The 24,077-nt window shown below is 74.6% G+C and carries 5 protein-coding genes; 3 read left to right on the forward strand and 2 right to left on the reverse strand.

Annotated features, from left to right (window positions below; genetic code table 11):
- Positions 1-71 precede the first annotated feature (71 nt).
- The 3 genes from ACZ6D7_RS24520 to ACZ6D7_RS24530 all read left to right on the forward strand — a co-directional run bounded on the left by ACZ6D7_RS24520 (position 72) and on the right by ACZ6D7_RS24530 (position 4,829).
- The gene (locus ACZ6D7_RS24520; RefSeq protein WP_469494444.1) at positions 72-1,808 is read left to right on the forward strand and encodes an ABC transporter ATP-binding protein; all 1,737 of its coding nucleotides are present in this window, start codon (positions 72-74) and stop codon (positions 1,806-1,808) included.
- Positions 1,805-3,652: an ABC transporter ATP-binding protein gene (locus tag ACZ6D7_RS24525; protein WP_469494447.1), complete on the forward strand. Its 1,848-nt coding sequence runs from the start codon at positions 1,805-1,807 to the stop codon at positions 3,650-3,652. The genes ACZ6D7_RS24520 and ACZ6D7_RS24525 overlap by 4 nt, the downstream gene beginning before the upstream one ends.
- Before the next feature lie 106 nt (positions 3,653-3,758).
- On the forward strand, positions 3,759-4,829 hold the full coding sequence (locus ACZ6D7_RS24530) for an iron-siderophore ABC transporter substrate-binding protein (RefSeq protein ID WP_469494449.1): 1,071 nt from the start codon (positions 3,759-3,761) through the stop codon (positions 4,827-4,829).
- A gap of 71 nt (positions 4,830-4,900) precedes the next feature.
- Here ACZ6D7_RS24530 and ACZ6D7_RS24535 read toward each other — a convergent pair whose 3' ends face one another.
- A complete protein-coding gene (locus tag ACZ6D7_RS24535) occupies positions 4,901-5,110 on the reverse strand; it encodes an MbtH family protein (RefSeq protein WP_469494452.1) in 210 nt (69 codons plus the stop codon).
- A 28-nt stretch (positions 5,111-5,138) separates the two neighbouring features.
- Positions 5,139-24,002, reverse strand: a complete 18,864-nt coding sequence (locus tag ACZ6D7_RS24540) for an amino acid adenylation domain-containing protein (protein WP_469494454.1) — start codon at positions 24,000-24,002, stop codon at positions 5,139-5,141.
- Positions 24,003-24,077 lie beyond the last annotated feature (75 nt).

Below are 24,077 nucleotides of genomic sequence, written 5' to 3' on the forward strand. Positions count from 1 at the left end.
TAGAAGTTAGCCTTACCTAAGTTTGTGGGTAGGCTCTTCAAGTGCAGTGAGCCATAGGTCCGGAGGGAAACGTGAGCAAGGCGGACCCGCCCGGCCGGAAGGTCCTGCGGCGTGCCGTGCGCGAGCAGCGCCGCGATCTGGCGCTCGGCGCCGTACTGGGCATGGGACACCAGACGGGCGAGGCCCTCGTGCCGGTGCTCATCGGTCTGGCCATCGACGAGGGGGTCGTGGACGGCGACGTATCCGGACTCCTGCTGTGGCTGGCGATCCTGGCCGCGGTCTACGTCGGCCTCTCCTTCAGCTTCCGGGTCAGTGCCCGCGCGGGTGAACGCGCCGCCCTGACCACCGCGCACCGGCTCAGGGCCGAGGTGATCGGCCGCGTCCTCGCCCCCGAAGGCGGCGCGGAGGAAGGCCGGTTGCCCGGCGAGCTGGCGAACATCGCGACGGAGGACGCCAAGAGGGTCGGCGCCGTGATGATGGCGCTGATCGTCGGCATCGCGTCGGCGACCGGCCTGGTGGTCTGCGCGGTCGTGCTGCTGCGCGTGTCGCTGTCCCTCGGCCTGCTCGTCCTGGTGGGCACCCCGCTGCTGCTGTGGCTCGGCCATCTGCTGAGCAAGCCCCTGGAGGCGCGCAGCGAGACCGAGCAGGAGCAGGCCGCGCGGGCCTCGGGCGTGGCGGCGGACCTCGTAGCGGGGCTGCGGGTGCTCAAGGGCATCGGCATCGAACCGACGGCCGTCTCCCGCTACCGGCGCATCAGCCAGGAGTCCCTCACCGCCACGCTGCGCGCGGCCCGGGCCGAGGCCTGGCAGAACGCGGTGGTGACCATCCTCACCGGCGCGTTCCTGGCCCTGGTCGCCCTGGTGGGCGGACGGCTCGCGGCCAGTGGCGACATCGGCATCGGTGAGCTCGTGTCGTCCGTCGCGCTCGCCCTCTTCCTCATCGGCCCGCTCTCCGAGTTCTCCTGGGTCAACGCCGAGCTGGCCCAGGGCCGCGCCTCCGCCGGCCGGATCGCGGGCGTGCTCGACGCGGAGCGCGCGGTGTCCCCCGTAGCGGCGTCCGCGCGGGCGGCCGTATCGGCGGGCACCGACGACCGGCCGGGTCTGCCGCTGGGGCTGCGCGGACTGTCGTACGGCCCGCTGCGCGCCCTGGAACTCGACATCGCCGCCGGTGAGACGGTCGGCGTCGTCACCACCGACCCCGCCGACGCCTCGGCGCTGCTGCGCTGCCTCGGCCGCCGCGCGGACCCGGACGCCGGGGCCGTCGAGCTGGACGGCACGGAACTCACCGCGCTGGACCTGACCGAGCTGCGGGCCGCGCTCCTCGTCGCCGAGCACGACGCGGACCTGTTCGAGGGGACTCTGCTCGAGAACGTCACCGCGGCGGCGCCGGTCGTGCCCGGCGGCACGGACGGCTCGCGCGTCTCCGCCGTCCTCACCGCGTCCGCGACGGACGAGGTCGTGCGCACCCTGCCCGACGGGCCCGACACGGCCGTCACCGCGCGGGGGCACTCGCTCTCGGGCGGACAGCGGCAGCGGGTGGCGCTGGCCCGTGCGCTCGCCACCGACGCGCCGGTCCTCGTCCTGCACGAGCCCACGACCGCCGTCGACGCCGTCACGGAGGTCCGGATCGCCGCCGGGATCAGGGAGATCCGCACCGGCCGCACCACCGTGCTGGTCACCAACAGCCCCGCGCTCCTCGGCGTCACGGACCGGGTCGTCCTCCTCGACGGCGGCCGGCTCGCCGCGAGCGGCGGTCACGAGCAGCTCGTCCATGAGTGCGCCCCCTACCGGACGGCGGTCCTCTCATGAGCGACACCCCCACGAACACGCCCGCCGGCACGCCCCCGAACACACCCGCCGGCGCACCCACGAGCACGTCCACGCACACCTCCACGCTCCTGCCCGTCGCCACCCCCGCCCGCACCCGCGCCGCCGTCGCCGCGCTGCTGCGCCCGCAACGGCCCCTGGCGCTGGGCGCGTTGGCGGTGATGGTCGCGTCCACCGCCGTCGGACTGCTCGTGCAGCCGCTGCTGGGCCGGATCGTCGACCTGGCCGCCGACCGCGGCTCCGCGGCCGCGGACGCCATCACCACCACGGCCGTGCTGCTGGTGGCCGTCGCCGTCGCGCAGGGCGTCACGACCGGGCTCGGGCTGTCGCTGATCTCCCGGCTCGGCGAGACGACGCTGGCCCGGCTGCGGGAGAAGTTCGTCGAACGGGCGCTGGGGCTGCCCCTGGAGCGGGTCGAGAAGGCCGGCGCCGGGGATCTCACCGCCCGGGTCACCGCCGACGTGTCGCTGATCGCGGACGCCGTGCGCAGCGCCCTGCCCGAACTGGCCCGGTCCCTGCTCACCATCGTCCTCACCCTGGGCGCGCTGGCCGTCCTCGACTGGCGGTTCCTGCTGGCGGCACTCCTGGCGGTCCCCGTGCAGGCGGCCACCGCCCGCTGGTACGTGGACCGCGCCGTGCCGCTGTACGCGCGCCAGCGCGTGGCGGGCAGCGCCCAGCAGCAGCAGTTGCTCGACACGGTCGGCGGCAGTTCCACCGTGCGGGCGTTCCGGCTGGAGCGGGAGCACACCGAGCGGGTCACCGAGCGGTCCGCGTCGCTGGTGGCGCTGATGATGCGCGGGGTCCGGCTCGTGCTGGGCTTCTACAGCCGGCTGCACATCGCCGAGTACATCGGACTCGCGGCCGTCCTGGCCACCGGCTGCTGGCTGGTCGGCGACGGCAGGGCGTCCATCGGTACGGCGACCGCGGCGGCCCTGTACTTCCACAGTCTGTTCACGCCCGTCAACGCCGCCCTGGTGCTGCTGGACGACGCCCAGTCGGCGACGGCCGGCCTGGCCCGGCTCGTCGGCGTCACCGACCTGCCCCCGCCCCCGGCGCCGGCCCGCCCGGCGGCCACCGGCGACGCCGAGATCACCGTGCGCGGGATCGGCCACGCCTACCGGCCCGGTCATCGCGTGCTCGACGGTGTGGACCTGACGATCCGGCCGGGCGAGCGGGTGGCGCTGGTCGGGGCGAGCGGGGCGGGCAAGACCACGCTGGCCCGGCTCGTCGCGGGCATCCAGCAGCCGACCGAGGGCACGGTCCTGGTGGGCGGTGTCCCGCCGGCCGAGCTGGGCCCGGCCGGGGCGGGGCTCACGATCGCGCTGCTCACCCAGGAGACCCATGTGTTCGCGGGCCCGCTGGCCGACGACCTGCGGCTCGCCCGTCCCGACGCCACCGACGACGAACTGCGCTCCGCGCTCCAGCAGGTCGACGCCCTCGACTGGGCCGAGGCGCTGCCCGACGGGCTGCGCACCGTGGTCGGCGACGGCGGCCACCGGCTGGACGGCGCGCAGACCCAGGCGCTCGCCCTCGCCCGGCTGGTGCTCGCCGACCCGCCGCTGGTGATCCTGGACGAGGCCACCGCCGAGGCCGGCAGCGCCGGCGCCCGCGCCTTGGAGAAGGCCGTCGCCCGCGCCGTGGACGGCCGCACCGCGCTGATCGTCGCCCACCGCCTCAGCCAGGCCGCGACCGCCGACCGGATCGTCGTGATGGACGCGGGCCGGGTCGTCGAGACCGGCACGCACGACGAACTGCGAGCCGCCCGGGGGCCGTACGCGGCCCTGTGGGACGCGTGGTCCGACACCCGCTCCCCCGGCGCCGCCTAGCCCTACGACGAGACAGCCCCGCGACGAGCAGCCCCACGCCGAGAGAGCCCCACACCTCCCCCACACCCACCGCCCCGCACCACAGGAACCTACCGAAGGACCACCGATGCCCCGCTTCCGCAGAGCGTCACGGACGGCCGCCGCCCTGGCCTCCGCACTCGTCATCCTCACCACGGCCGCCGCCTGCGGCGGGGACGACTCGGACACCGGCTCCTCCAACGCCGGCTCGAAGGCCTCGTCCTCCGGAACGTCCGCGTTCCCGGTCACCATCGCGCACAAGTACGGCAGTACGACGATCGAGTCCGAGCCGAAGCGGATCGTCACCGTCGGACTCACCGACCAGGACTCGGTGCTCGCCCTGGGCAAGGTGCCGGTCGGCACCACCGAGTGGATCGGCGGCTACAAGGGCGCCGTCGGTCCGTGGGCGTCCGACAAGCTGGGCGGGGAGGCGGCCCCGACCGTCCTCAAGGACACCGGCACCGGCCCGCAGGTGGAGAAGATCGCCGCGCTCAAGCCGGACCTGATCCTCAGCGTCTACGGCGGCATCACCAAGGAGCAGTACGAGTCGCTGTCGAAGTTCGCGCCCGTGGTCGCGCAGCCGAAGGAGTACAACGACTACGGCGTGCCGTGGCAGGAGCAGACCGAGACGATCGGCAAGGCGCTCGGCAAGTCGGCGGAGGCGGCCGCGGCCGTCAAGGAGACCGAGGCGAAGATCGACGCGGCCGTGGCGGAGCACCCGGAGTTCAAGGGGAAGAGCGCCCTGATGGCCACGCCGTACGAGGGCATCTTCGTCTTCGGCAGCCAGGACCCGCGCTCGCGGCTGCTCACGGATCTCGGTTTCACGCTGCCCGCGGACCTGGACAAGGTGATCGGGGACAAGTTCGGCGCGAACATCAGCAAGGAGCGCACCGACCTGCTGGACCAGAACACGATCGTGTGGATCGTCGGTGATGTCACCAAGGACGCCGACAAGCTGCACAAGGACGCCACGTACAAGGACCTGAAGGTGGTCTCCGAGGGCCGTGAGGTCTACGTCGCCGAGACCAGCGACTACGGCTACGCCGTGTCCTTCGGTACGGTCCTGAGCCTGCCGTACGAGATCGAGCGGCTGGTGCCGCAGCTGGCGGCGGCCGTGGACGGCAAGCCGGCCACGAAGGTGGAGCAGCCCGCCGCCTGAGGCACGTCCGACATGACCGAGGGGGCCGACGGTGTCGGCCCCCTCGGTCATGCGGTCATGGTGTCCCGCGCTCAGCGCTCCATCGACTCGGCCAGGCTGCGCGGCCGCATGTCGGTCCAGTGGGTCTCGACGTGGTCCAGGCACTCCTGGCGGGAGGCGGGCCCGTGGACGGCCCGCCAGCCGGCCGGGACGGCCACGAAGTCCGGCCACAGGCTGTGCTGGTTCTCGTCGTTGACGAGCACCAGGTAGACGCCCTCGGGGTCCTCGAACGGGTTGCTCATGCCATTCCTCTCCATGCCCTCGCGGTGCTCACCGCTGCTGCTTCCTCACCGCACGTGCGACGAGGCCCTCCAGTGCCCGGAACCACGTGGCCGCGAGATCCTCGACGGTCTCCCGCGTCAGCAGTCCCTCCAGATAGGACCAGTGGGCGGCCAGCACCGGCCCGTCCGCCCGGTCCTCGGTCACGACGTTGATGCTCAGGGCGTGGCCCACGCGCATCGCCGCCTCCGGGCCGATGTCGGCCGCGTCCTCCTCGGGCGCGTACGACCAGTCCGTCTCCTCGGGGATCCCGAACCGGCCCAGGTAGTTGAACTCCACGTGGGCCTGTTCCCGGCCGGCCAGCGCGTCGCGGGTGCGGGGGTTGAGGTGCCGCAGCAGGCCGTAGCCGACGCCGTTCGCCGGGAGTGACGCCAGGTGCTCGCGCACCCTGCGCACGGCCTCCTCGGCGGCCGCGCCGCCGTCGAACGCCTCGGCCGGGTCGGCCGGTCCGGCGTCGAGCCGGACGGGGAAGACGCTGGTGAACCAGCCGACCGTGCGGGACAGGTCGACGTCGTCCCCGGCAAGCTCCTCCTCGCGGCCGTGGCCTTCGAGGTCGACCAGGATCGAGCGGTCCGCGCCGCCGGAGCGGCGCCGCCAGTCCGCGAAGGCCAGGGCGAGACCGGCGAGGAGGACGTCGTTGACAGCCGCGCCGAACACGGCGGGCACGGCGGACAGCAGCGGACCGGTGCGGTCGGCGGGCAGCCGCAGCACGACCTCGCGCTGGGTCGCGGCGATGTCGCGGCCCGGGTCCGGCTCCCGCAGCAGCGGGAGCGGTTCGGTGCCGCCGTCCAGGATGTCCGTCCAGACGGTGAGTTCCGTCTCCCGCTCGGGTGCCCCGGCGAGCGTGGTGAGCTGCCGGGACCAGCGGGCGAAGGACGTCTCCACGGGGGCGGTCCGCGCCGGGCGCCCGGCGCGCACGTGCTGCCAGGCCGCGGCGAGGTCCGGCAGCAGCACGCGCCAGGACACACCGTCGACGACGAGGTGGTGGGCCATGAGCAGCAGCCGGCCCGGCGCGTCGCCCGCGTCGAACCAGACGGCCCTGACCATGGCGCCGGTGTCCGGGTCGAGCAGGGCCCGTGCCGCGTGCGTGTGCTCGCGCACGCTCTCGCCCAGCTGCGTCGCGTCCAGGCCGGTGACGTCGACCCGGTCGAGCCAGCCGGCGGCGTCGACCGTGCCGGTGGGCGGCACGTGCAGCGACCAGTCCCCGGTGTCCTCGCGGGTGGGCCGTACGAGGGTGGCGCGGAGCAGGTCGTGGCGGTCGGCGAGCGCCTGGAGCACGGCGGTGAGGCCGGGCAGGTCCAGGTCGGCGGGGGTGCGTACGAGTGCCGCCTGGTGGTAGGTGGCGAACGGGCCGCCCAGTTCGCGCAGCCAGTGCATGACCGGCGTGATCGGCACGGTGCCGGTGCCGTCGTCCTCGCGGCGCGGCGCGGCGCTGTCGGCCGTCTCGGCGACGGTGCCCAGCGCGGCGACCGTACGGTGGCGGAACACGAGCCGGGGCGTGACGCGCAGGCCCGCCGCACGGGCCCGGCCGACGAGCTGCATGGCGACGATGCTGTCGCCGCCGAGGGCGAAGAAGTCGTCGTCCACGCCGACCCGTTCCAGGCCCAGCACCTCCGCGAAGACCGTGCAGAGCAGTTCCTCCACGGGGCCGGCGGGGGCGCGTCCGGAGGACAGCGCGGTGAAGTCGGGCGCGGGCAGCGCGGCCCGGTCCAGCTTGCCGTTCGCCAGCTGCGGGAACCGCTCCAGCGGTACGACGGCCGCCGGGACCATGTGGTCGGGCAGGCGGGCGGCGACATGGCCGCGCAGCAGGGCGGGGTCGGGTGCGGTGTCCGGTGCGGTGTTCGGTGCGGGGACGACGTAGGCCACGAGCTGCTTGCGCGGGCCGTCCTGGCGGACCGTCACCAGGGCCTGGCCGACGGCGGGGTGGGTGGTGAGCGCGGCCTCGATCTCGGCGGGTTCGATGCGGAAGCCGCGGATCTTGACCTGGTCGTCGGCCCGGCCGAGGTAGTCGAGGCGGCCGTCGGCGGTCCAGCGGGCCAGGTCGCCGGTGCGGTACAGGCGGGAGCCGGGCGGGCCGAACGGGTCGGCGACGAACCGCTCGGCCGTCAGGCCGGGGCTGCCGAGGTAGCCGCGGGCGAGCCCGCCGCCCGCGAGGTACAGCTCGCCGGGGACGCCCGGCGGCAGCGGTTGCAGCAGGTCGTCGAGGACGTACGCGCGGGTGCCGGTCACCGGGCGTCCCACCAGCGGGCGTTCGCTGTCGCGGACGCGCGCCACCAGGGCGTCGACGGTCGACTCGGTCGGCCCGTACAGGTTGAAGGCCTCGGTGCCGCGCAGCGCGGCGAGGCGCTGCCACAGGGCGACGGGGACGGCCTCGCCGCCCACGCCGACGACCGCGAGGGGGCAGTCGTCGCCGCGCAGCAGGCCGCTGTCGGCCATCTGCGCGAAGAACGACGGGGTGACCTCCAGGAAGTCGAGGCGGTGGCGCAGCACGGCCTCGGTGACCAGCTCGGGGTCGCGTCGCACCTCCTCGGAGAGCACGTGGACGCAGTGCCCGTCCAGCAGCCACAGCTGGGGCTGCCAGGAGGCGTCGAAGAAGAACGACCAGGCGTGCCCGACCCTCAGGTGCCGGCGCCCGGCGGCCTCGACGGCCGGTTCGTAGAGCGTCTCGCGGTGGCTGTGGAAGAGGTTGCCGAGGGTCTCGTGGGTGATGACCACGCCCTTGGGGCGGCCGGTGGAGCCGGAGGTGTAGATGACGTACGCCGGGTGGCGGGGCGTCAGCGGGGCCGTGCGGTCGGTGTCGGTGAGGTCGGCCGGGTCCCGGTCCGCGATCCGCTCCCGGGTCGCGGGGGCGTCGAGGAGCAGGGCCGCGGTGCCGGGCGGCAAGGTCGCGGCGAGGTCGCCGGTGGTCAGGGTGAGGACCGGTCCGGCGTCGGCAAGGACGTCGGCGGTGCGCTCCACGGGGGCGTCCGGGTCGAGCGGCAGATAGGCGGCGCCCGCCTTGTGGACCGCGAGGACGGCGGTGAGGAAGTGGGCGGTGCGCGGCAGGGCGAGGGCCACGAACCGCTCGGGTCCCGCGCCTGCCTCGACCAGGAGCCGGGCCAGCCGGTTGGCGTCCGCGTTGAGCCGCGCGAAGGTCAGCTCGACGCCGTCGGAGGCGGCGGCGGGCAGACCGGCGTGGCGGCGGGCCTGCTCCTCGAAGAGGGCGGGCACGGTGGTCGGCCGGGCGGTGACGGGCCCGCTGTACCAGCCGCCGACGAGCCGGGCCCGCTCCCGCGGGTCGAGGAGGTCGATCCGGCCGAGCGTCCGGTCCGGGTCGGCGACGACGGCCCGCAGGACGCGCCGGAGCCGGTCGGCGAACGACTGGGCGGTGGCGGGGTCGAACAGATCGGCGCTGTATTCGAGGACGCCGTCCACGCCGGTGCCGTCGCCGCGTTCCACGAAGTCGAAGGAGAGGTCGAACTTGGCGGTGGTCTGGGCCACGTCGTCGCGGCGGGCGTTCAGGCCGGGCAGCAGCCCCGTGTCGTCGCCGTCGGCGGCCAGGTACACGACCATCACCTGGAACAGCGGATGGCGGGCGAGGGAGCGGGCCGGGTTGAGGGCGTCCACGAGCCGCTCGAACGGCACGTCCTGGTGGTCGTAGGCGGCCAGGTCGGACTCCCGGACCCGGGCGAGGAGCTGCCGGAACGTCGGATCGCCGGAGGTGTCGGTGCGCAGCACCAGGGTGTTGAGGAAGAACCCGACCAGGTCGTCGAGGGCCGCGTCGGTGCGGCCGGAGATCGGGCTGCCGACCGGGATGTCGGTGCCGGCGCCGAGCCGGGTGAGCAGGGTGGCGACGGCGGCCTGGAGGACCATGAACACGCTGACGCCGTTGGCGCGGGCCAACTCGTCCATCCCAGCGGCCAGTTCGGCGTCGAGGGAGAGGTCGGCCGAGCCGCCGCGGTAGCTCGCCTCCAGGGGGCGGGGCCGGTCGACGGGCAGCGCGAGCTCCTCGGGGAGCCCAGCCAGGGTCCGCTTCCAGTAGGCGATCTGACGGGCCGACAGGCTGTCCGGGTCCCGCTCGTCGCCGAGGACGTCCCGCTGCCACAGCGTGTAGTCGGCGTACTGGACGGGCAGCGGCCGCCAGTCGGGCGTCCGCCCGGCCGTACGCGCCGCGTACGCGAGCGCCAGGTCCCGGTTCAGGGGACCCTCCGACCACTCGTCGCCGGCGATGTGGTGCAGGAGCAGCAGCAGGGTCCACTCCTGCGGTCCGGTGCGGAACACATGGACGCGCAGCGGGATCTCCCGGTCCACCGCGAATTCGTACGCCCCGGCCTCCGCGAGTCGTCCGGGCAGCCGGCCGGCGTCCGTTTCCTCCACCGTGAACGGGACCACGGCCCGCGACGGGTCCACGATCCGCTGGTAGGCCACCCCCTCCTCGTCGGGGAACACGGTGCGCAGCGTCTCGTGCCGGCCGACCAGGTCGTGCACCGCGGCACGCAGCGCCTCGACGTCCAGCGGGCCGGTCAGACGCCAGGCCCACGGGATGTTGTACGTGGCGCTGGGCCCCTCCACCTGGTACAGGACCCACAGGCGCTGCTGCGAGGACGACAGCGGCAGCCGCTCGCGGCGGGCGACGGCGGTCAACGGCGGGCGGGCGACGGCATCGGCCGGGTCCCCCTCCGCCAGCCGGGCCGCGAGCCGGGCCGGTGTCGGCGCGTCGAACACCGTGCGCAGCGACACGTCGGCCCCGAGGGCCTCCCTGATCCCGGCGACCAGGCGCATGGCGAGCAGCGAGTGGCCGCCCAGGGCGAAGAAGTCGTCGTCGACGCCGACCCGGTCGGCGCCGAGGACACCCGCGAACAGGCCGCACAGGATCTCCTCGCGGGGGTCGCGGCCCCGGCCACCGGCGCCGCTGCCCGCCGTGAGGTCGGGAGCGGGCAGCGCCCTGCGGTCGAGCTTGCCGTTCGCGGTGAGCGGCAGCGCGTCCAGCGTCACGAAGGCGGCGGGGACCATGTGCTCGGGCAACGCGGCGGCGGCGTGCCGGCCCAGCTCCTGCGGGTCCGTGGCCTCACCGGCGGCGGGGACGACGTACGCCACGAGCCGCTGGTCGTGCGGGACGACGACCGCGTGGCCGACGGAGCCGTGCCGTGCGAGGACCGCCTCGATCTCGCCGGGCTCGACGCGCACGCCGCGGATCTTGACCTGGTGGTCGGTGCGGCCCAGGAAGTCGAGCGAGCCGTCGGGCAGCCGGCGGGCCAGGTCGCCGGTGCGGTACATACGGGCTCCGGGCGGGCCGTACGGATCGGGGACGAAGCGCTCGGCGGTGAGCCCGGGGCGGGCGAGATAGCCACGGGCCAGCTGGACGCCCGCAAGGTACAACTCGCCCGCGACACCCGGAGGAACGGGCCGCAGCCCGGCGTCCAGGACGTGGGCCCGCGTGTTCCACACGGGACGACCGATCGCCACGCGACCGGCGCCCGGCGGTACCTCGGTCGCGGTGACGTCGACGGACGCCTCCGTCGGCCCGTACAGGTTGTGCAGCTCGGCCGGCAGGACCCGGTGGAAGCGCTCGGCCACCGCGGCCGGCAGCGCCTCACCGCTGCACAGCACCCGGCGCAGGCCGGTGCAGGCCGCCGCGGCGGGCTCCTCCAGGAACACCTGGAGCATGGACGGCACGAAGTGCGCCGTCGTCACGCCCTGCTCGCGGATCAGCCCGGCGAGATAGGCCGGATCCTTGTGGCCCTCCGGCCGGGCGACGACCAGGGCGGCTCCGGTGATCAGCGGCCAGAAGAACTCCCACACCGACACGTCGAAGCCGGTCGGCGTCTTCTGCAGGACCCGGTCCTCGGCGGTCAGACCGTACGCGTCCTGCATCCACAGCAGCCGGTTGGCGATGCCCTCGTGCGGGACGACCACGCCCTTGGGGCGGCCCGTCGACCCGGACGTGTAGATGACGTACGCGGGGCTCGACAGCGTGTAGGAGGACGGAAGTTCGCCGGCCGGGCCCTCGGGCAGTGCCCCTTCGATCACGCACACCGGGCGGGCCTCGTCCAGCATGAGGGCACGCCGCTCCGCCGGCTGGTCGGTGTCCAGCGGCAGGTAGGCCCCGCCCGCCCGGTGCACGGCCAGCAGGGCGACGACGAGGTCCACCGAACGCGGCAGGGCCACCGCCACCGTGCGTTCCGGGCCCACCCCCATGCCTGCCAGCACCCGGGCGGTCCGCTCGACCCGCGCGTCCAGCTCGGCGTACGTCAGCCGCCGCTCCTCGAAGACCAGCGCCGTGGCGTCCGGGGTACGCGTCGCCTGCGCGCGGAACAGCTCCGGCAGGGTCGTCGCCGGCACGTCGTGCGCCGTGTCGTTCCACCGGGTGCGGACGGCCTCCCGCTCGTCCTCGGTCAGCACTTCCAGCTCCCGCACCGGGCGGTCGGGGTCCGCCGCCACCTGCTCCAGCAGCCGCACCAGCCGGCCGGCCAGCCGCTCGGCCGTCGGGGCGTCGCACAGGTCGACGGCGTACTCCAGGAGCAGCAGCAGCCGGTCGCGGTCCGCTTCGTCGACGAACGTGAAGTGCAGGTCGAACTTGGCCATGCCGGTGTCCATGTCGAACCACTCGGTCGGCATGCCGAGCACCTGCGGGTCGCCGCCGGGCCGGTAGTGGTAGCCGAGCATGACCTGGAACAGCGGGTTGCGGCCGGCGGTCCGGGGCGGGTTGAGCGCCTCGACGACGTGGTCGAAGGGCAGGTCCTGGTGCTCGAAGGCCTCCAGGGACGCTTCGCGGACCCGGGCCAGGAGCCGGCGGAAGGTCAGGTCGGTGCCGGACAGGTCGGTGCGCAGGACGAGGGTGTTGACGAAGAAGCCGACCAGGTCGTCGAGCGCGTCGTCGGTGCGGCCCGCGATGGGCGCGCCCAGCGGGATGTCCTCTCCGGCGCCGAGCCGGTGCAACAGGGCCGCGGTGGCGGCCTGGAACAGCATGAACATGCTGGTTCCGGTGGCGCCGGACAGCTCGCGCAGGGCCTCGGCGGTGTCGGCCGCGAGTTCCACGCCCACCTTGCCGCCTAGCCCGCCGGGCCGCTCCGGCCGGCTCCGGTCGAGGGGCAGGGTCAGTTCCTCGGGGAGATCGCGCAGGGCCTGCGTCCAGTGGGCCAGCTGGTCGTCGCCGACCCGGTCGAGCAGGGTGTCCTGCCAGAGGGTGTAGTCGGCGTACTGGACCGGCAGCGGCTCCCACCGCGGGGCCCGGCCGTCCCGGCGGGCCTCGTAGGCGGTGGTGAGGTCGGTGAGGAAGGGCCGGTCCGACCACTCGTCGGTGGTGATGTGGTGCAGCACCAGCGCCACCACGTGGTCCTCCGGGGCCAGTCGCAGCACTTCGGCGCGGACCGGCAGGCCGGCACTCAGGTCGAAGGGGCGGCGCTGGGCCGCCGCGATCCGCGTGGCCAGCTCGCTCTCGGCGATGTCGTCGACGGAGAACTCCGGCGCGGCCTCACCCGGCGCCACGATCTGCTGGTACGGCACTCCGTCCAGCTCGGGGAACCGTGTACGCAGGGCTTCATGTCGGGTGATCACATCGTCGAGCGCCGTGCGCAGGGCGACGAGGTCCAGCGGGCCGCGGAGGCGGAACACGAGCGGGAAGTTGTAGGCGACCCCGCCCCCGGTGATCCGCTCCACCAGCCACAGCCGCCGCTGCGCCGCCGACAGGGGGATGCGGGCCGGGCGTGCGGTCACGGGCGCGAGCGCGGGACGGGCGGGGCGCCGTCCGGTGTCGGCCCGCAGGGCCAGGGTCTCGGGGGTGGGCGCCTCGAACAGGTCACGGATCGCGAGTTCCGCGCCCAGTTCGGTGCGGGCCCGGCTGATCAGCCGGGTCGCGAGCAGGGAGTGGCCGCCCAGGTCGAAGAAGTTGTCCTCCGCGCCGGTCCGGGGCAGCCCCAGCACCTCGGCGAACAGCCGGCACAGCACCTCCTCGACGGGGGTGCCCGGGCCACGCCCGGCCGACAGGGCGACGGCGGGCTCGGGATCCGGCAGGGCGCGTGCGTCGAGCTTGCCGTTGTCGTTCATCGGCAGCCCCGGCAGCACCACGAAGGCGGCGGGCACCATGTAGCCGGGCAGCCGCTGTCCGAGGTCGTCCCGCAGCCGCCTGACGAGCGCGGTGTGGCCGCGCCCTGCCGCCGGGGTGTTGGCGTACGGGGCGTCCTCGCGGCCGGCGCGCGCCCGGTACAGGCCGGCCGTGCGCGGGGTGTCGGTGCCGGGGACGAACACGGCGTCGTAGCGGCCGGGTTCGTCGGACCAGGTGGTCAGCAGGCGGTGGCCGTGCTCCCGGGCGGTCTCCCGCAGGTCCTCCGGTTCCACGCCCGTGGCGTCGAGGCCCGTGGGGCGGCCGGTGTCCAGGGCGCGCAGGGTGGCGAGGTCGCCGGCCGTGCGGGCGTCCGGGATGCCGCGCACCCGCAGCGGTCCGGTGCCGTCGAGCCGCGCGAGGAGCGCGTCCGGCCCGGTCCAGTCGACGGCCGGGGCGCCGTCCAGGGCGAGCGCGTCGCCCTCGTACAGCACGACGTCGTACCGGTAGCGGGTCAGCTCGTTGTGGTGGCGGCCCGCCTTGGTGCGCAGGTCGACGCCGACGCCGAGGGTGGTGAACCAGTCCGGGTCGACGAGGAGTTCCTTCTCCAGGGCGAGGCCCCGCTCGACGGCCCGGCGCAGCGCGTCCGGTTCGGTGTCCGCGTCGGCGCGGGCGGCCTGGATGCCGGCCTGGAACACCCGGGCCTGGCGCAGGTCGCGCACATCGCCGAGGAACAGGGCGCCGCCGGGAGCGAGCAGACCGAGCGCGCCGCGGATCACCTGGTGCAGGTGGTCCAGGCTCGGGAAGTACTGGAGGACGGAGTTGACGACGATCGTGTCGAACCAGCCGGTGGGCAGACCGTCGGTCACCTCGGCGGCCTGGCAGCGCAGTTCGACCTTGGCGGCCAGGCCGGGGTCGGTCCGGATGCCCTCGCTCAGCTTGCGGATGACGGGTTCGGCGAAGTCGGTCGCCCAGTAGGCCTCGGCGTCCGGGGCGAGCCGGGAGAGCAGCAGGCCGGAGCCGACGCCGATCTCCAGGATGCGCCGGGGCCGCAGTTCGCGGATGCGGTCCACCGTGGCCTCGCGCCATTCGCGCATGTGCTCGACGGGGATCGGGGTGCCGTCGTATGAGCTGTCCCAGCCGGCAAAGTCCTCGGTGAACAGGGCGGTGCCGATCTCGGTGTACTCGGCGGAGTAGATCTCCCGCCACTCGCCGATCTGCTCCCGCTCGGCCGACTCCCGTGCCTCGGCGTCGGGTTCGGCCGGGACGACGTACGCCACCAGCCGCTTGGTGCCGGGGGCGACGGTGTCGTCGCGGGCGAGGACGGCTGCCCGGGAGACCTCGGGGTGCTGGGCCAGGGCGGTCTCGATCTCGCCCAGTTCCACCCGGTGGCCGCGGATCTTGACCTGGTCGTCGGTGCGGCCGAGGAAGTCGAGGTTGCCGTCCTCGCGGCGGCGCACCAGGTCGCCGGTGCGGTACATGCGCTCGCCGGGCAGGCCGTAGGGGTCGGCGACGAACCGTTCGGCGGTCAGGCCGGGCCGGTCGAGGTAGCCGCGGGCCAGGCCCACGCCGGCGATGTACAGCTCGCCCGCCACGCCTTCGGGGACGGGGCGCAGCCAGGTGTCGAGGATGCGGGCGCGGGTGGCGCGGATGGGCTTGCCGACGGTGGGGGTGGCGCTGTCGTGGGTGCCGCCGCCGAGGGTGTTGATGGTGTACTCGGTGGGCCCGTACAGGTTGTAGCCGTAGGTGCCCTCGGTGTCCCGCAGGGTGTTCCAGACCGTCTCGGTGACGGCCTCGCCGCCGAGCAGCACCAGCGGCGGCCGGTGGCCGTCCAGCAGGCCCTCCTCCAGCAGGAGGTGGGCGTAGGTCGGGGTCACGTTGACGACGTCGACGCGGTGCCGCTCGCAGTAGGCCACCAGGGCGATGGCGTCGCGGCGCAGTTCCTCGTCGCAGATGTGCACCTCGTGTCCCTCGACGAGCCACAGCAGCTCCTCCCAGGACATGTCGAAGGCGAAGGACACGGTGTGCGCGATGCGCAGCCGCCGCCCGCCGGCCGAGGCGATGGCCGGCGCGAAGATCTCCTTCTGGTGGTTGAGCTGCATGTTCGTCAGACCGGTGTACGGCGTGACGACGCCCTTGGGGCGGCCGGTGGAGCCGGAGGTGTAGATGACGTAGGCCGGGTGGTCCAGGCTGAAGGAGACCGTGACGGGCGCGCCGGACAGCGCGGCCAGTTCGGCGGCGGTGTCGGGATCGTCGAGCAGCACCCGCGGGACGTCCCCGGTGAGGGTGGCCGACACCGCGCGGTGCGACAGCAGGAGCAGCGGGCGGGCGTCGGCCAGCATCAGGGAGAGCCGCTCGGCCGGATGGTCGAGTTCCAGCGGCAGATAGGCGGCGCCGGTGCGCAGGACGGCGAACAGGGCGACCACGGTGTCGAGGGAGCGGGGCAGGCCGAGCGCGACGACCTGCTCGGGTCCGGCGCCGTGGGCGATCAGCAGCCGGGCCATGCGGTTGCAGCGCTCGTCGAGTTCGGCGTAGGTGAGCGTGGCGGAGCCGAACACGAGAGCGGTGTCGTCGGGGGTGCGGACGGCCTGGGCGGCCAGCATGTCGGCGATCGTCTCGTGCGGCACGGGCTGCCGCTGGTCGGCGTCCTCGCGGGCCAGGAGGGCGGTCTCGGCGGGCAGCAGGCCGTCCAGCGAGCCGACCGGGGCGGACGGGTCGGCGACCAGTCGGCCGACCAGCAGCACGAACCGCTCCAGCAGGCCGCGCGCGTAGGCGTCGTCGAGCAGGTCGGGCCGGTAGGCGAGGGTGACACGGACGCGTTCGCCGGGGGTGACGACCAGGTTGGCCGGGTAGTGGGTGGCGTCCACGTTGGCCACGGCCGTCGCGCCGTGCCGCTCGCGCAGTTCCGCCAGCCGCTCCTCGGTGTCGGCGTTGCGCAGCACGAACAGCGTGTCGAACAGCCGGCGGTGACCGGTCTCGGCCTGGAGGACGCCCAGCCCCAGGTACTCGTACGGCATCAGCGCCAGGCGCTCGCGCTGGACGCGGCGCAGCAGGTCGAGGACCGGTTCGCGCGGGTCGAGGGCGATCCGGGCGGGGACGGTGTTGAGGAACATGCCGATGACGTTCTCGACGTCCGGCACCTCGCTCGGGCGGCCGGCGACGGTCGTGCCGAACGCGATGTCGGTCCGGCCCGTCACGGCGGCCAGCGCCAGGCCCCAGGCCGCGTTGAGCACCGTGTTCAGGGTGAGGCCGTGGCGGCGGGCGGTGTCGTGCAGCCGCTCCCCCACCTCCGGGTCCAGGACGGTGTCGAGCTGCTCGGGGATCACCGGTTCCAGGCCCCGGTCGGAGACGGCCGGCGCGAGCAGGGTCGGCTCCTCGAAGCCGGACAGGGCGGTGCGCCAGGCGTGGGTGGCCCGTGTGTCGTCCTGGCGCTCCAGCCAGGTCAGGTAGTCCCGGTAGGAGCCGGGTTCGGCGAGGCCCGCGGGGTCGCCCCCGTTCTCGTAGAGGGCGAACAGCTGGTCGAGGAACAGCCAGGCGGACCAGCCGTCCCAGAGGATCAGGTGGCGGCCGATCACCAGCCGGTCCCCGCGTCCGTCGCCGAGCCGTACGAGCAGCATGCGGAACAGCAGCGGGCGGGTCAGGTCGAAGCGGCGGGCGCGCTCCTCGTCCATCAGCTCCCGCATCCGCGCGTCCTGCTCGGCCGGGGGAAGGCCGGACAGGTCGACCTCGGTCAGCGGGATCTCGGCGTCGCGCACGATGAACTGCACCGGCTGGCGCAGCCCCTCGCTGGTGAACCCGGCGCGCAGGCTGGGGTTGTGGGCGAGCAGGGTGCGGGTGGCGGCCAGCAGGCGGGCGGTGTCGACGCGTTCGGCGAAGTCGAAGGACTCGTGGACGGTGTAGACGTCGAGGGTGCCGTCGTCGTACGTGGAGTGGAAGAACAGGCCTTCCTGGAGGGGGGCGAGCGGCCACACGTCCTCGATGCGGCCGGGGGCCAGGCGCTCGACGCGGGCGTGTTCCTCGTCGGTGAGCGTGAAGGCGGGGGCGGCCTCGGCGCTCTCCGCCGTGTCCACGGTCGCGGCGGCGGCGAGCGCGGCCGGGGTGCGGTGCTCGAAGACGTCGCGCGGGTCGAGGGCCAGGCCCGCGCGGCGGGCCCGGCTGGAGACGGCGATGGAGGTGATGCTGTCGCCGCCGAGCAGGAAGAAGTCGTCGTCCACACCGGCGTCGGGGAGCTTCAGCACGGCGGCGAAGATCTCGGTGAGCAGTTGTTCGCGCGGGGTGCGCGGGGCGCGGGCCTCGGCGCGGACGGCCTGCGGGGCGGGGAGCGCGGCCCGGTCCAGCTTGCCGCTGGGGGTGAGCGGCAGGGCGTCGAGGACCACCCAGGCGCTGGGCACCAGGGCGGTGGGCAGGACGCCGGCCAGGGCGTCGCGCAGGGCGGTGACCTCGACGGGGTGGACCGCCGGGACGACGTACGCGACGAGCGCGTTGTCCCGTACCGTCACGGCGGACACGGCGACCTCGGGCAGGGCGGTCAGCGCGGCCTCGATCTCGCCGAGTTCGATGCGGTTGCCGCGCAGCTTGACCTGGCGGTCGGTGCGGCCGAGGTACTCGATCACGCCGTCGGCGCGGCGGCGGACCAGGTCGCCGGTGCGGTACATGCGGCTGCCGGGCGGGCCGTACGGGTCGGCCGTGAAGCGCTCGGCGGTGAGGCCGGGGCGGGCGTGGTAGCCGCGGGCGAGCTGGACGCCGGTCAGGTACAGCTCGCCGGGGACGTCGTCGGGGACCGGACGCAGCCGGGAGTCGAGGACGCGCAGACCGGTGTTCCACACCGGGCGGCCGATGGGTACGGCGGGGCCCTCGTCGGTGCCGTCGTAGGGGTGGTGGGTGACGTCGACGGCCGCCTCGGTGGGGCCGTACAGGTTGTGCAGCGGGACGCCGGTCAGGGCGTGCCAGCGGGCGGCGGCGCCGGCCGGCAGGGCCTCGCCGCTGCTCAGGACGCGGCGCAGGGACGCGGCCCAGGCGGGGTCCTCGGTGACCTCGTCGGACTGGAGGAACGCCTCCAGCATGGACGGCACGAAGTGCATCGTGGTGACGCGCTCGGCGCGCACGAGTGCGGCCAGGTAGGCGGGGTCGCGGTGGCCGTCGGGGCGGGCGAGGACCACGGCGGCACCTTCGAGGAGCGGCCAGAAGAACTCCCAGACCGACACGTCGAAGCTCGACGGGGTCTTCTGGAGCACCCGGTCGTCGGCGGTCAGCCCGTAGGCGCCCTGCATCCAGGCGAGCCGGTTGACGATGGCGCGGTGGGTGACGACGACGCCCTTGGGGCGGCCGGTGGAGCCGGAGGTGTAGATGAGGTAGGCGGGGTCGTCGGGGTGGGCCGGGTCCGGGGTGGCCGCGGCCGCGGGGGTCTCCTCGTCGGTGTCGAGGAGGAGGACCCGGGTGCGGTCGGTCTCCGGCAGGAGCGCGGCCGTGGCGGCGAGCGTGATCACCGTGCCGGCGCCGGAGTCGGTGAGCATGTGCGCCACGCGGTCCGCCGGGTAGTCCAGGTCGAGCGGCAGATAGGCCGCGCCCGACTTCAGTACGCCGAGCAGCGCCACCATCAGCTCGGCCGAGCGGGGCACGGCGACCGCGACGAACTCGCCGGGCCGGGCGCCGCGTTCCGCCAGCCGGGCGGCGAGGGCGCGGGCGCGGGTGTCGAGTTCGGCGTAGGTGAGGCGTTCGGTGCCGAAGACGACCGCCGTGGCGTCCGGGGTGCGGCGCACGTGGTCCGCGAAGGCCTCGGCGAGCGTCGTCCGCGGGACCTCGCGCTCCTCGCCCCGGGGGTGGGCGCGCAGGGCCTCGTCGGGGGTGAGCAGGTCGAGCGAGGCGGTGGGCCGGGACGGGTCCTCGGCGATCGCCTCGAGGACCCGCGCCAGCCGGTCACCGAGGGTGCGGACCCGATCGGCGTCCAGGCGTTCGGCGTGGTGCTTGAGCCGCAGGTCGAGGCGGCGGCCGGGCTTGACGACGAGGGCGAGCGGGTAGTGGACGGCGTCGTTGAAGGCGTCGGCGGTGATCCGTACGGTGCCGGAGGCGTCGCTCAGGTCGGTCTCGGCGGGGTAGTTCTCGAACACCACGAGGGTGTCGAAGAGTTCGCCCTCGCCGGCGTGCCCGGTGAGCCGCTGGATCTCGGCGAGTCCGAGGTGCTGGTGGTCGAGGAGGCGCGCCTGCTCGTCCTGGAGCCGGGTCAGGAGGTCGGCGAAGGTCTCGCGGGGTGCCCGGCTCAGGCGGGTGGGCAGGGTGTTGATGAACAGGCCGACCATGGCGGCGATGCCGTCGACCTCGCCGTCGCGGCCGGAGACCGTGGTGCCGAACACCACGTCGTCGCGGCCCGTGAGCCCGCCGAGCAGCAGTCCCCAGGCGGCCTGGACGACGGTGCCGAGGGTGACGCCGTGCTCGCGGGCCCGGTCGGTGAGCAGGGCGGTGGTCCGCTCGGGCAGCTCCACGCGGACGTGCGCGGGCCGTACAGGGCCCTCGACGGCCGGGGCGGTGACGAGCCGGGTCGGCTCCTCCAGGCCCGCGAGGGCGGTGCGCCAGCTGTCGCGGGCCGCGTCGCGGTCCTGTTCGGCGATCCGGCGCAGGAAGGCGCGGTACGGGGCGACTTCGGCGAGCGCGGGCTCGTCGGTGCCGTAGTACGCCATGAGTTCGCGGTGCAGGACGGGCAACGACCAGCCGTCGGCGACGATGTGGTGGAAGGTCAGGACGAGTCGGCTGCGCCGGTCCCCGAGGCGGATCAGGGCGCAGCGCAGCAGCGGCGGGGCGGCCAGGTCGAAGCCGGCGGCGCGCTCGTCCTCGGCCACGGCGGCCCCGAGGGTGTCGCGGACCGTGGCGTCCTGGGCCGTGAGGTCGACCTCGCGCCAGGGCAGTACGGCGTCCCGGGTGATGATCTGCACGGGCGTGCCGTCGGGGCGCCGGCGGAATCCGGCGCGCAGGGGCGCGTGGCGGTCCAGGAGGCGCTGGGCGGCGTGGCGCAGGGTGGGGCCGTCGACCGGGCCGGTGAGGTCGAGGACCTGCTGGACGACATAGGTGTCGCCGCCGGGGCCACCGGTCAGGGCGTGGAAGAAGAAGCCCTGCTGGAGCGGGGTGAGGGGCAGCAGTTCCTCGACGGTGAGCGGGTTCGTGCCCTGGATCTCGGCGAGTTCGGCCGCGTCCACCTCGACGAGGGGTGCGTCGGTGGCGGTGGCGTCCTCGTCGGTGCGGGCGACGGCGGCCTGGGCGAGGGCCTCGACCGTGCGGTGGCGGAACACCTCGCGGGTGGTGAGCCGCAGGCCCGCCTCCCGGGCCCGGACCAGCAGCTGGATGGCGGTGATGGAGTCGCCGCCGAGGGCGAGGAAGTCGTCCTCGGCCGTCACCGAGTCCAGGCCCAGCACCTCGGCGTACAGACCGCACAGCAGCTTCTCGCGCGGGGTGCGGGCGGGGCGGCCGGAACTCATCGCCGCGTAGTCGGGGGCGGGCAGGGCGCGTGCGTCGATCTTGCCGCTGGGGGTGACCGGCAGGGTGTGCAGGGGCACGAAGGCGGACGGGACCATGTAGTCGGGCAGCCACTCGGCGGCGTGTCCGCGCAGGGTCCGCATCAGTGCCGTGACGTCCCGGAAGGGGGCGGGGCGGTTGGCGTGGGCGTAGCCGCCGGCCGAGCGGTACAGGCCGGTGAGGGGGGCGTCGCCCTCGTCGGGGGTGAGCACGGCGTCGAACGCGCCGTCGTCGGAGGCGCCGTTCCAGGTGGTCGCGGCGCGGTAGCCGTGGGCGGCGGCGAGGGCGTGCAGGTCCTCGGGGTCGGTGCCGGCGGCGGCCTCGCGGCTGCTGCCGTCGAGGGCGCGCAGGGCGGCGAGGTCGTCGGTGAGGCGGGCGTTGGGCACACCGGTGATCCGCAGCCGGGCCGGGCGTGCGGCCAGCAGACCGGCGAGCCCGGTGAGGCCGCCGCCGGTCTCGCTCCACGGGACCTCGCGCTCGTCGGGTGCGGCGGGCGGGCCGGGGCGCAGGACGACGTCGTAGCGGTAGCGGCTCAGTTCGTTGTGGTGGACGGCCCGCTTGAGGCGGATGTCGGCGTCGAAGCCGTCGAGGGCGGCGAAGAAGTCCGGGTCCAGGAGGAGTTCGCCCTCCCAGCGCACCGAGCGTTCGACGGCCTCGCGCAGCGCGCTCTTGTCCTCGGGGTCGGGGCCGCCGGCCGCGCGCCGGGTCTCCACGGCCGCGCGCAGGGTGCGCAGCAGCCGCAGGTTGCGTACGTCGCCGACGAGGATCCGTCCGCCGGGCGCGAGGAGGGCGGCGGCGCGGCGCAGCACGTCGGCGAGGTAGTCGGCGCTCGGGAAGTACTGGGCGACGGAGTTGATGACGATCGTGTCGAAGAAGCCGTCGGGCAGCCCGTCGGTGTCGTGGGCGGGCCGGGCGCTCAGCTCGACCTTGGCGGCCAGCTCCGGGACCGCCTCCAGCTGGGCGCGCAGGGCGGCGATCGCCTCGGCCGACAGGTCGGTGCCCCAGTAGGACACGCAGTCGGGGGCGACGGCGGACAGGATCAGTCCGCTGCCGACGCCGATCTCCAGGACCCTGCGGACGTCTCCGAGTTCGCGGATGCGGTCGACGGTCGCGGCGCGCCACTCGCGCATCTCCTCGACCGGGATGGGCCGGCCGTCGTACATGCTGTTCCAGCCCGCGAAGTTCTCGCGCAGGCCGTCCGTGTGCGCGGCCGCGCCCTCGGAACCGGCGGCGCGGTAGAGCAGTTCGTGCAGTTCGCGCCATTCCTCGACGCCGGCGTCCGGGTCGTCGTCACGCGGGGTGTCGAGGGCGGGGACGACGTACGCGGCCAGCCGCCGGTCGCCGGGGCGGTCCTCGCGGGCGACGACGGTGACCTGGTCGACGGCCGGGTGGGAGCGGAGCACGGACTCGATCTCGCCCGGTTCGATGCGGAAGCCGCGGATCTTGATCTGGGCGTCGGCGCGGCCGAGGAACTCCAGCCGTCCGTCGGACCGTCGGCGCACCAGGTCGCCGGTGCGGTAGAGCCGCTCGCCGGGGGCGCCGAAGGGGTCGGCGACGAACCGTTCGGCGGTCAGGGCGGCGCGGCCGAGGTAGCCGCGGGCCAGGCCGGCGCCGCCGAGGTACAGCTCACCCGTGACACCCGGGGCGACCGGCCGGAGCCGGGCGTCGAGGACGTACGCGCGCGTGCCGGGGTCGGGGACGCCGATCGGGACGATGGAGCCGGCCGGGATGTCCGGATCGCACAGGCCGAGGGTGGAGTTGGTGGTGGCCTCGGTGGGGCCGTAGGCGTTGAACATCATCCGGCCGCGGGCGTAACGGCCCACCAGCTCCGGGGAGACCCGCTCGGTGCCGGCCAGCAGCGTGGCGGTGGGCGGCAATTGGACGTCGTCGGGCATCGCGGCGAGCAGCGCGGGCGGCAGGATCATGAAGGTGATGCCGTGCCGGTGCGCGTAGTCGGCGAGCGGCGCGCCGGGCACGCGGAGTTCGGCGGGTACGACGACGAGGCGGCCGCCGGAGAGCAGGCCGAGGCACAGGTCCCAGAAGGCGACGTCGAAGCTGGGTGAGGCGAACTGGAGCACGCGGCTGTGCGGACCGATGCCGAAACGTTCAACCTGGGTCGCCACGAGCTTGGCGACTCCACTGTGGGCCAGGACGACACCCTTGGGGCGGCCGGTCGAGCCCGAGGTGTAGATCACGTAGGCCGCGCCGAGGACCGTGAGGGGCGCGCCCCGGTCGGCCTCGGTGGGGTCGTGGGCGGGATGCCGCGCCAACTCCGCGACCGTGTCGGGCGCGTCGAGCGCGAGGGCCGGGGTGCCGGGCCGCTCGGGGAGGTCGCGGGCGGTCTCCTCGTCGGTCACGAGGCAGACGGGCGCGGCGTCGTCGAGCATGTAGGCGACGCGGTCGGCGGGGTAGTCGTGGTCGATCGGCAGGTAGGCCGCGCCGGACTTGAGGACGGCCACCTCGGTGACGATCAGCTCGACGGAGCGGGGCAGCGCCAGCGCGACGATGCGCTCGGGGCCGGCGCCCCGGGCGATCAGGGCGTGGGCGAGCCGGTTGGCCCGCGCGTCGAGTTCGGCGTACGTCAGATGCTCGTCCCCGAAGACCAGGGCGACCGCGTCGGGGCGGGTGCGGACCTGCTCGGCGAACATCTCGGGCCAGGTGCGGGCGGGGACGGTGTGCTCGGTGGCGTTCCAGTCGAGGACCACCTCCCGGTACTCGTCCGGATCCATCAGGGCGAGCCGGGCGACGGGCGCGTCGGGCCGTTCCAACGCGTCGGCCAGGAGCGTCCGGTAGTGGCCGAGGAGCCGCTCCACGGTCGCGGCGTCGAAGAGGGCCGGATCGTAGGTCGCCCGCGCCTCGCCCCCGTCCGTCTCCAGCAACAGGTCGACGGGGCCGGGCAGTTCACCGGTCGGCCGCCGGGCGGTGCCGAACGCCACATTGAGGAGGAGCCCACCGCCGCGGGTGGGCCGCGGGGTCAGTTCGTCGACGAGGAAGGAGGCGGGCACCCGGTGGGCGACCGCGTCCTCGTGGGCCTCCCGCACCCGCCGCACCAGCTCGCGGAAGGCGGGTTCGTGGTCGAGGGAAACCCGTACCGGGAGGCCGTCGTGACTCACCGTCAGGTCGACGGCGGAGCTGTAGCGGTGCAGCAGGGCGGCGAAGGCGGCGAGCGACTCCGCGTCGGAGGCGGCGGGCAGGCCGGTCAGGACACGGCTCTCCCGGGATCCGGCGTCCGGCCGCGGTCCGTAGGGGCGGTCGACGGGCAGCGAGGTCTCCGCGGGGAGCGGAGTGAGCGTACGACGCCAAAAGGTCAGGACTTCTTCGGACCCGCACACGACAGTGCCTCCCCAGGCTTCGTCCCGGCCTCGAGCCGGAGGATCGCCGCCATAGTAAGGTAAGGGTTACCTAAT

It is taken from the genome of Streptomyces sp. NPDC041784, assembly GCF_055591025.1.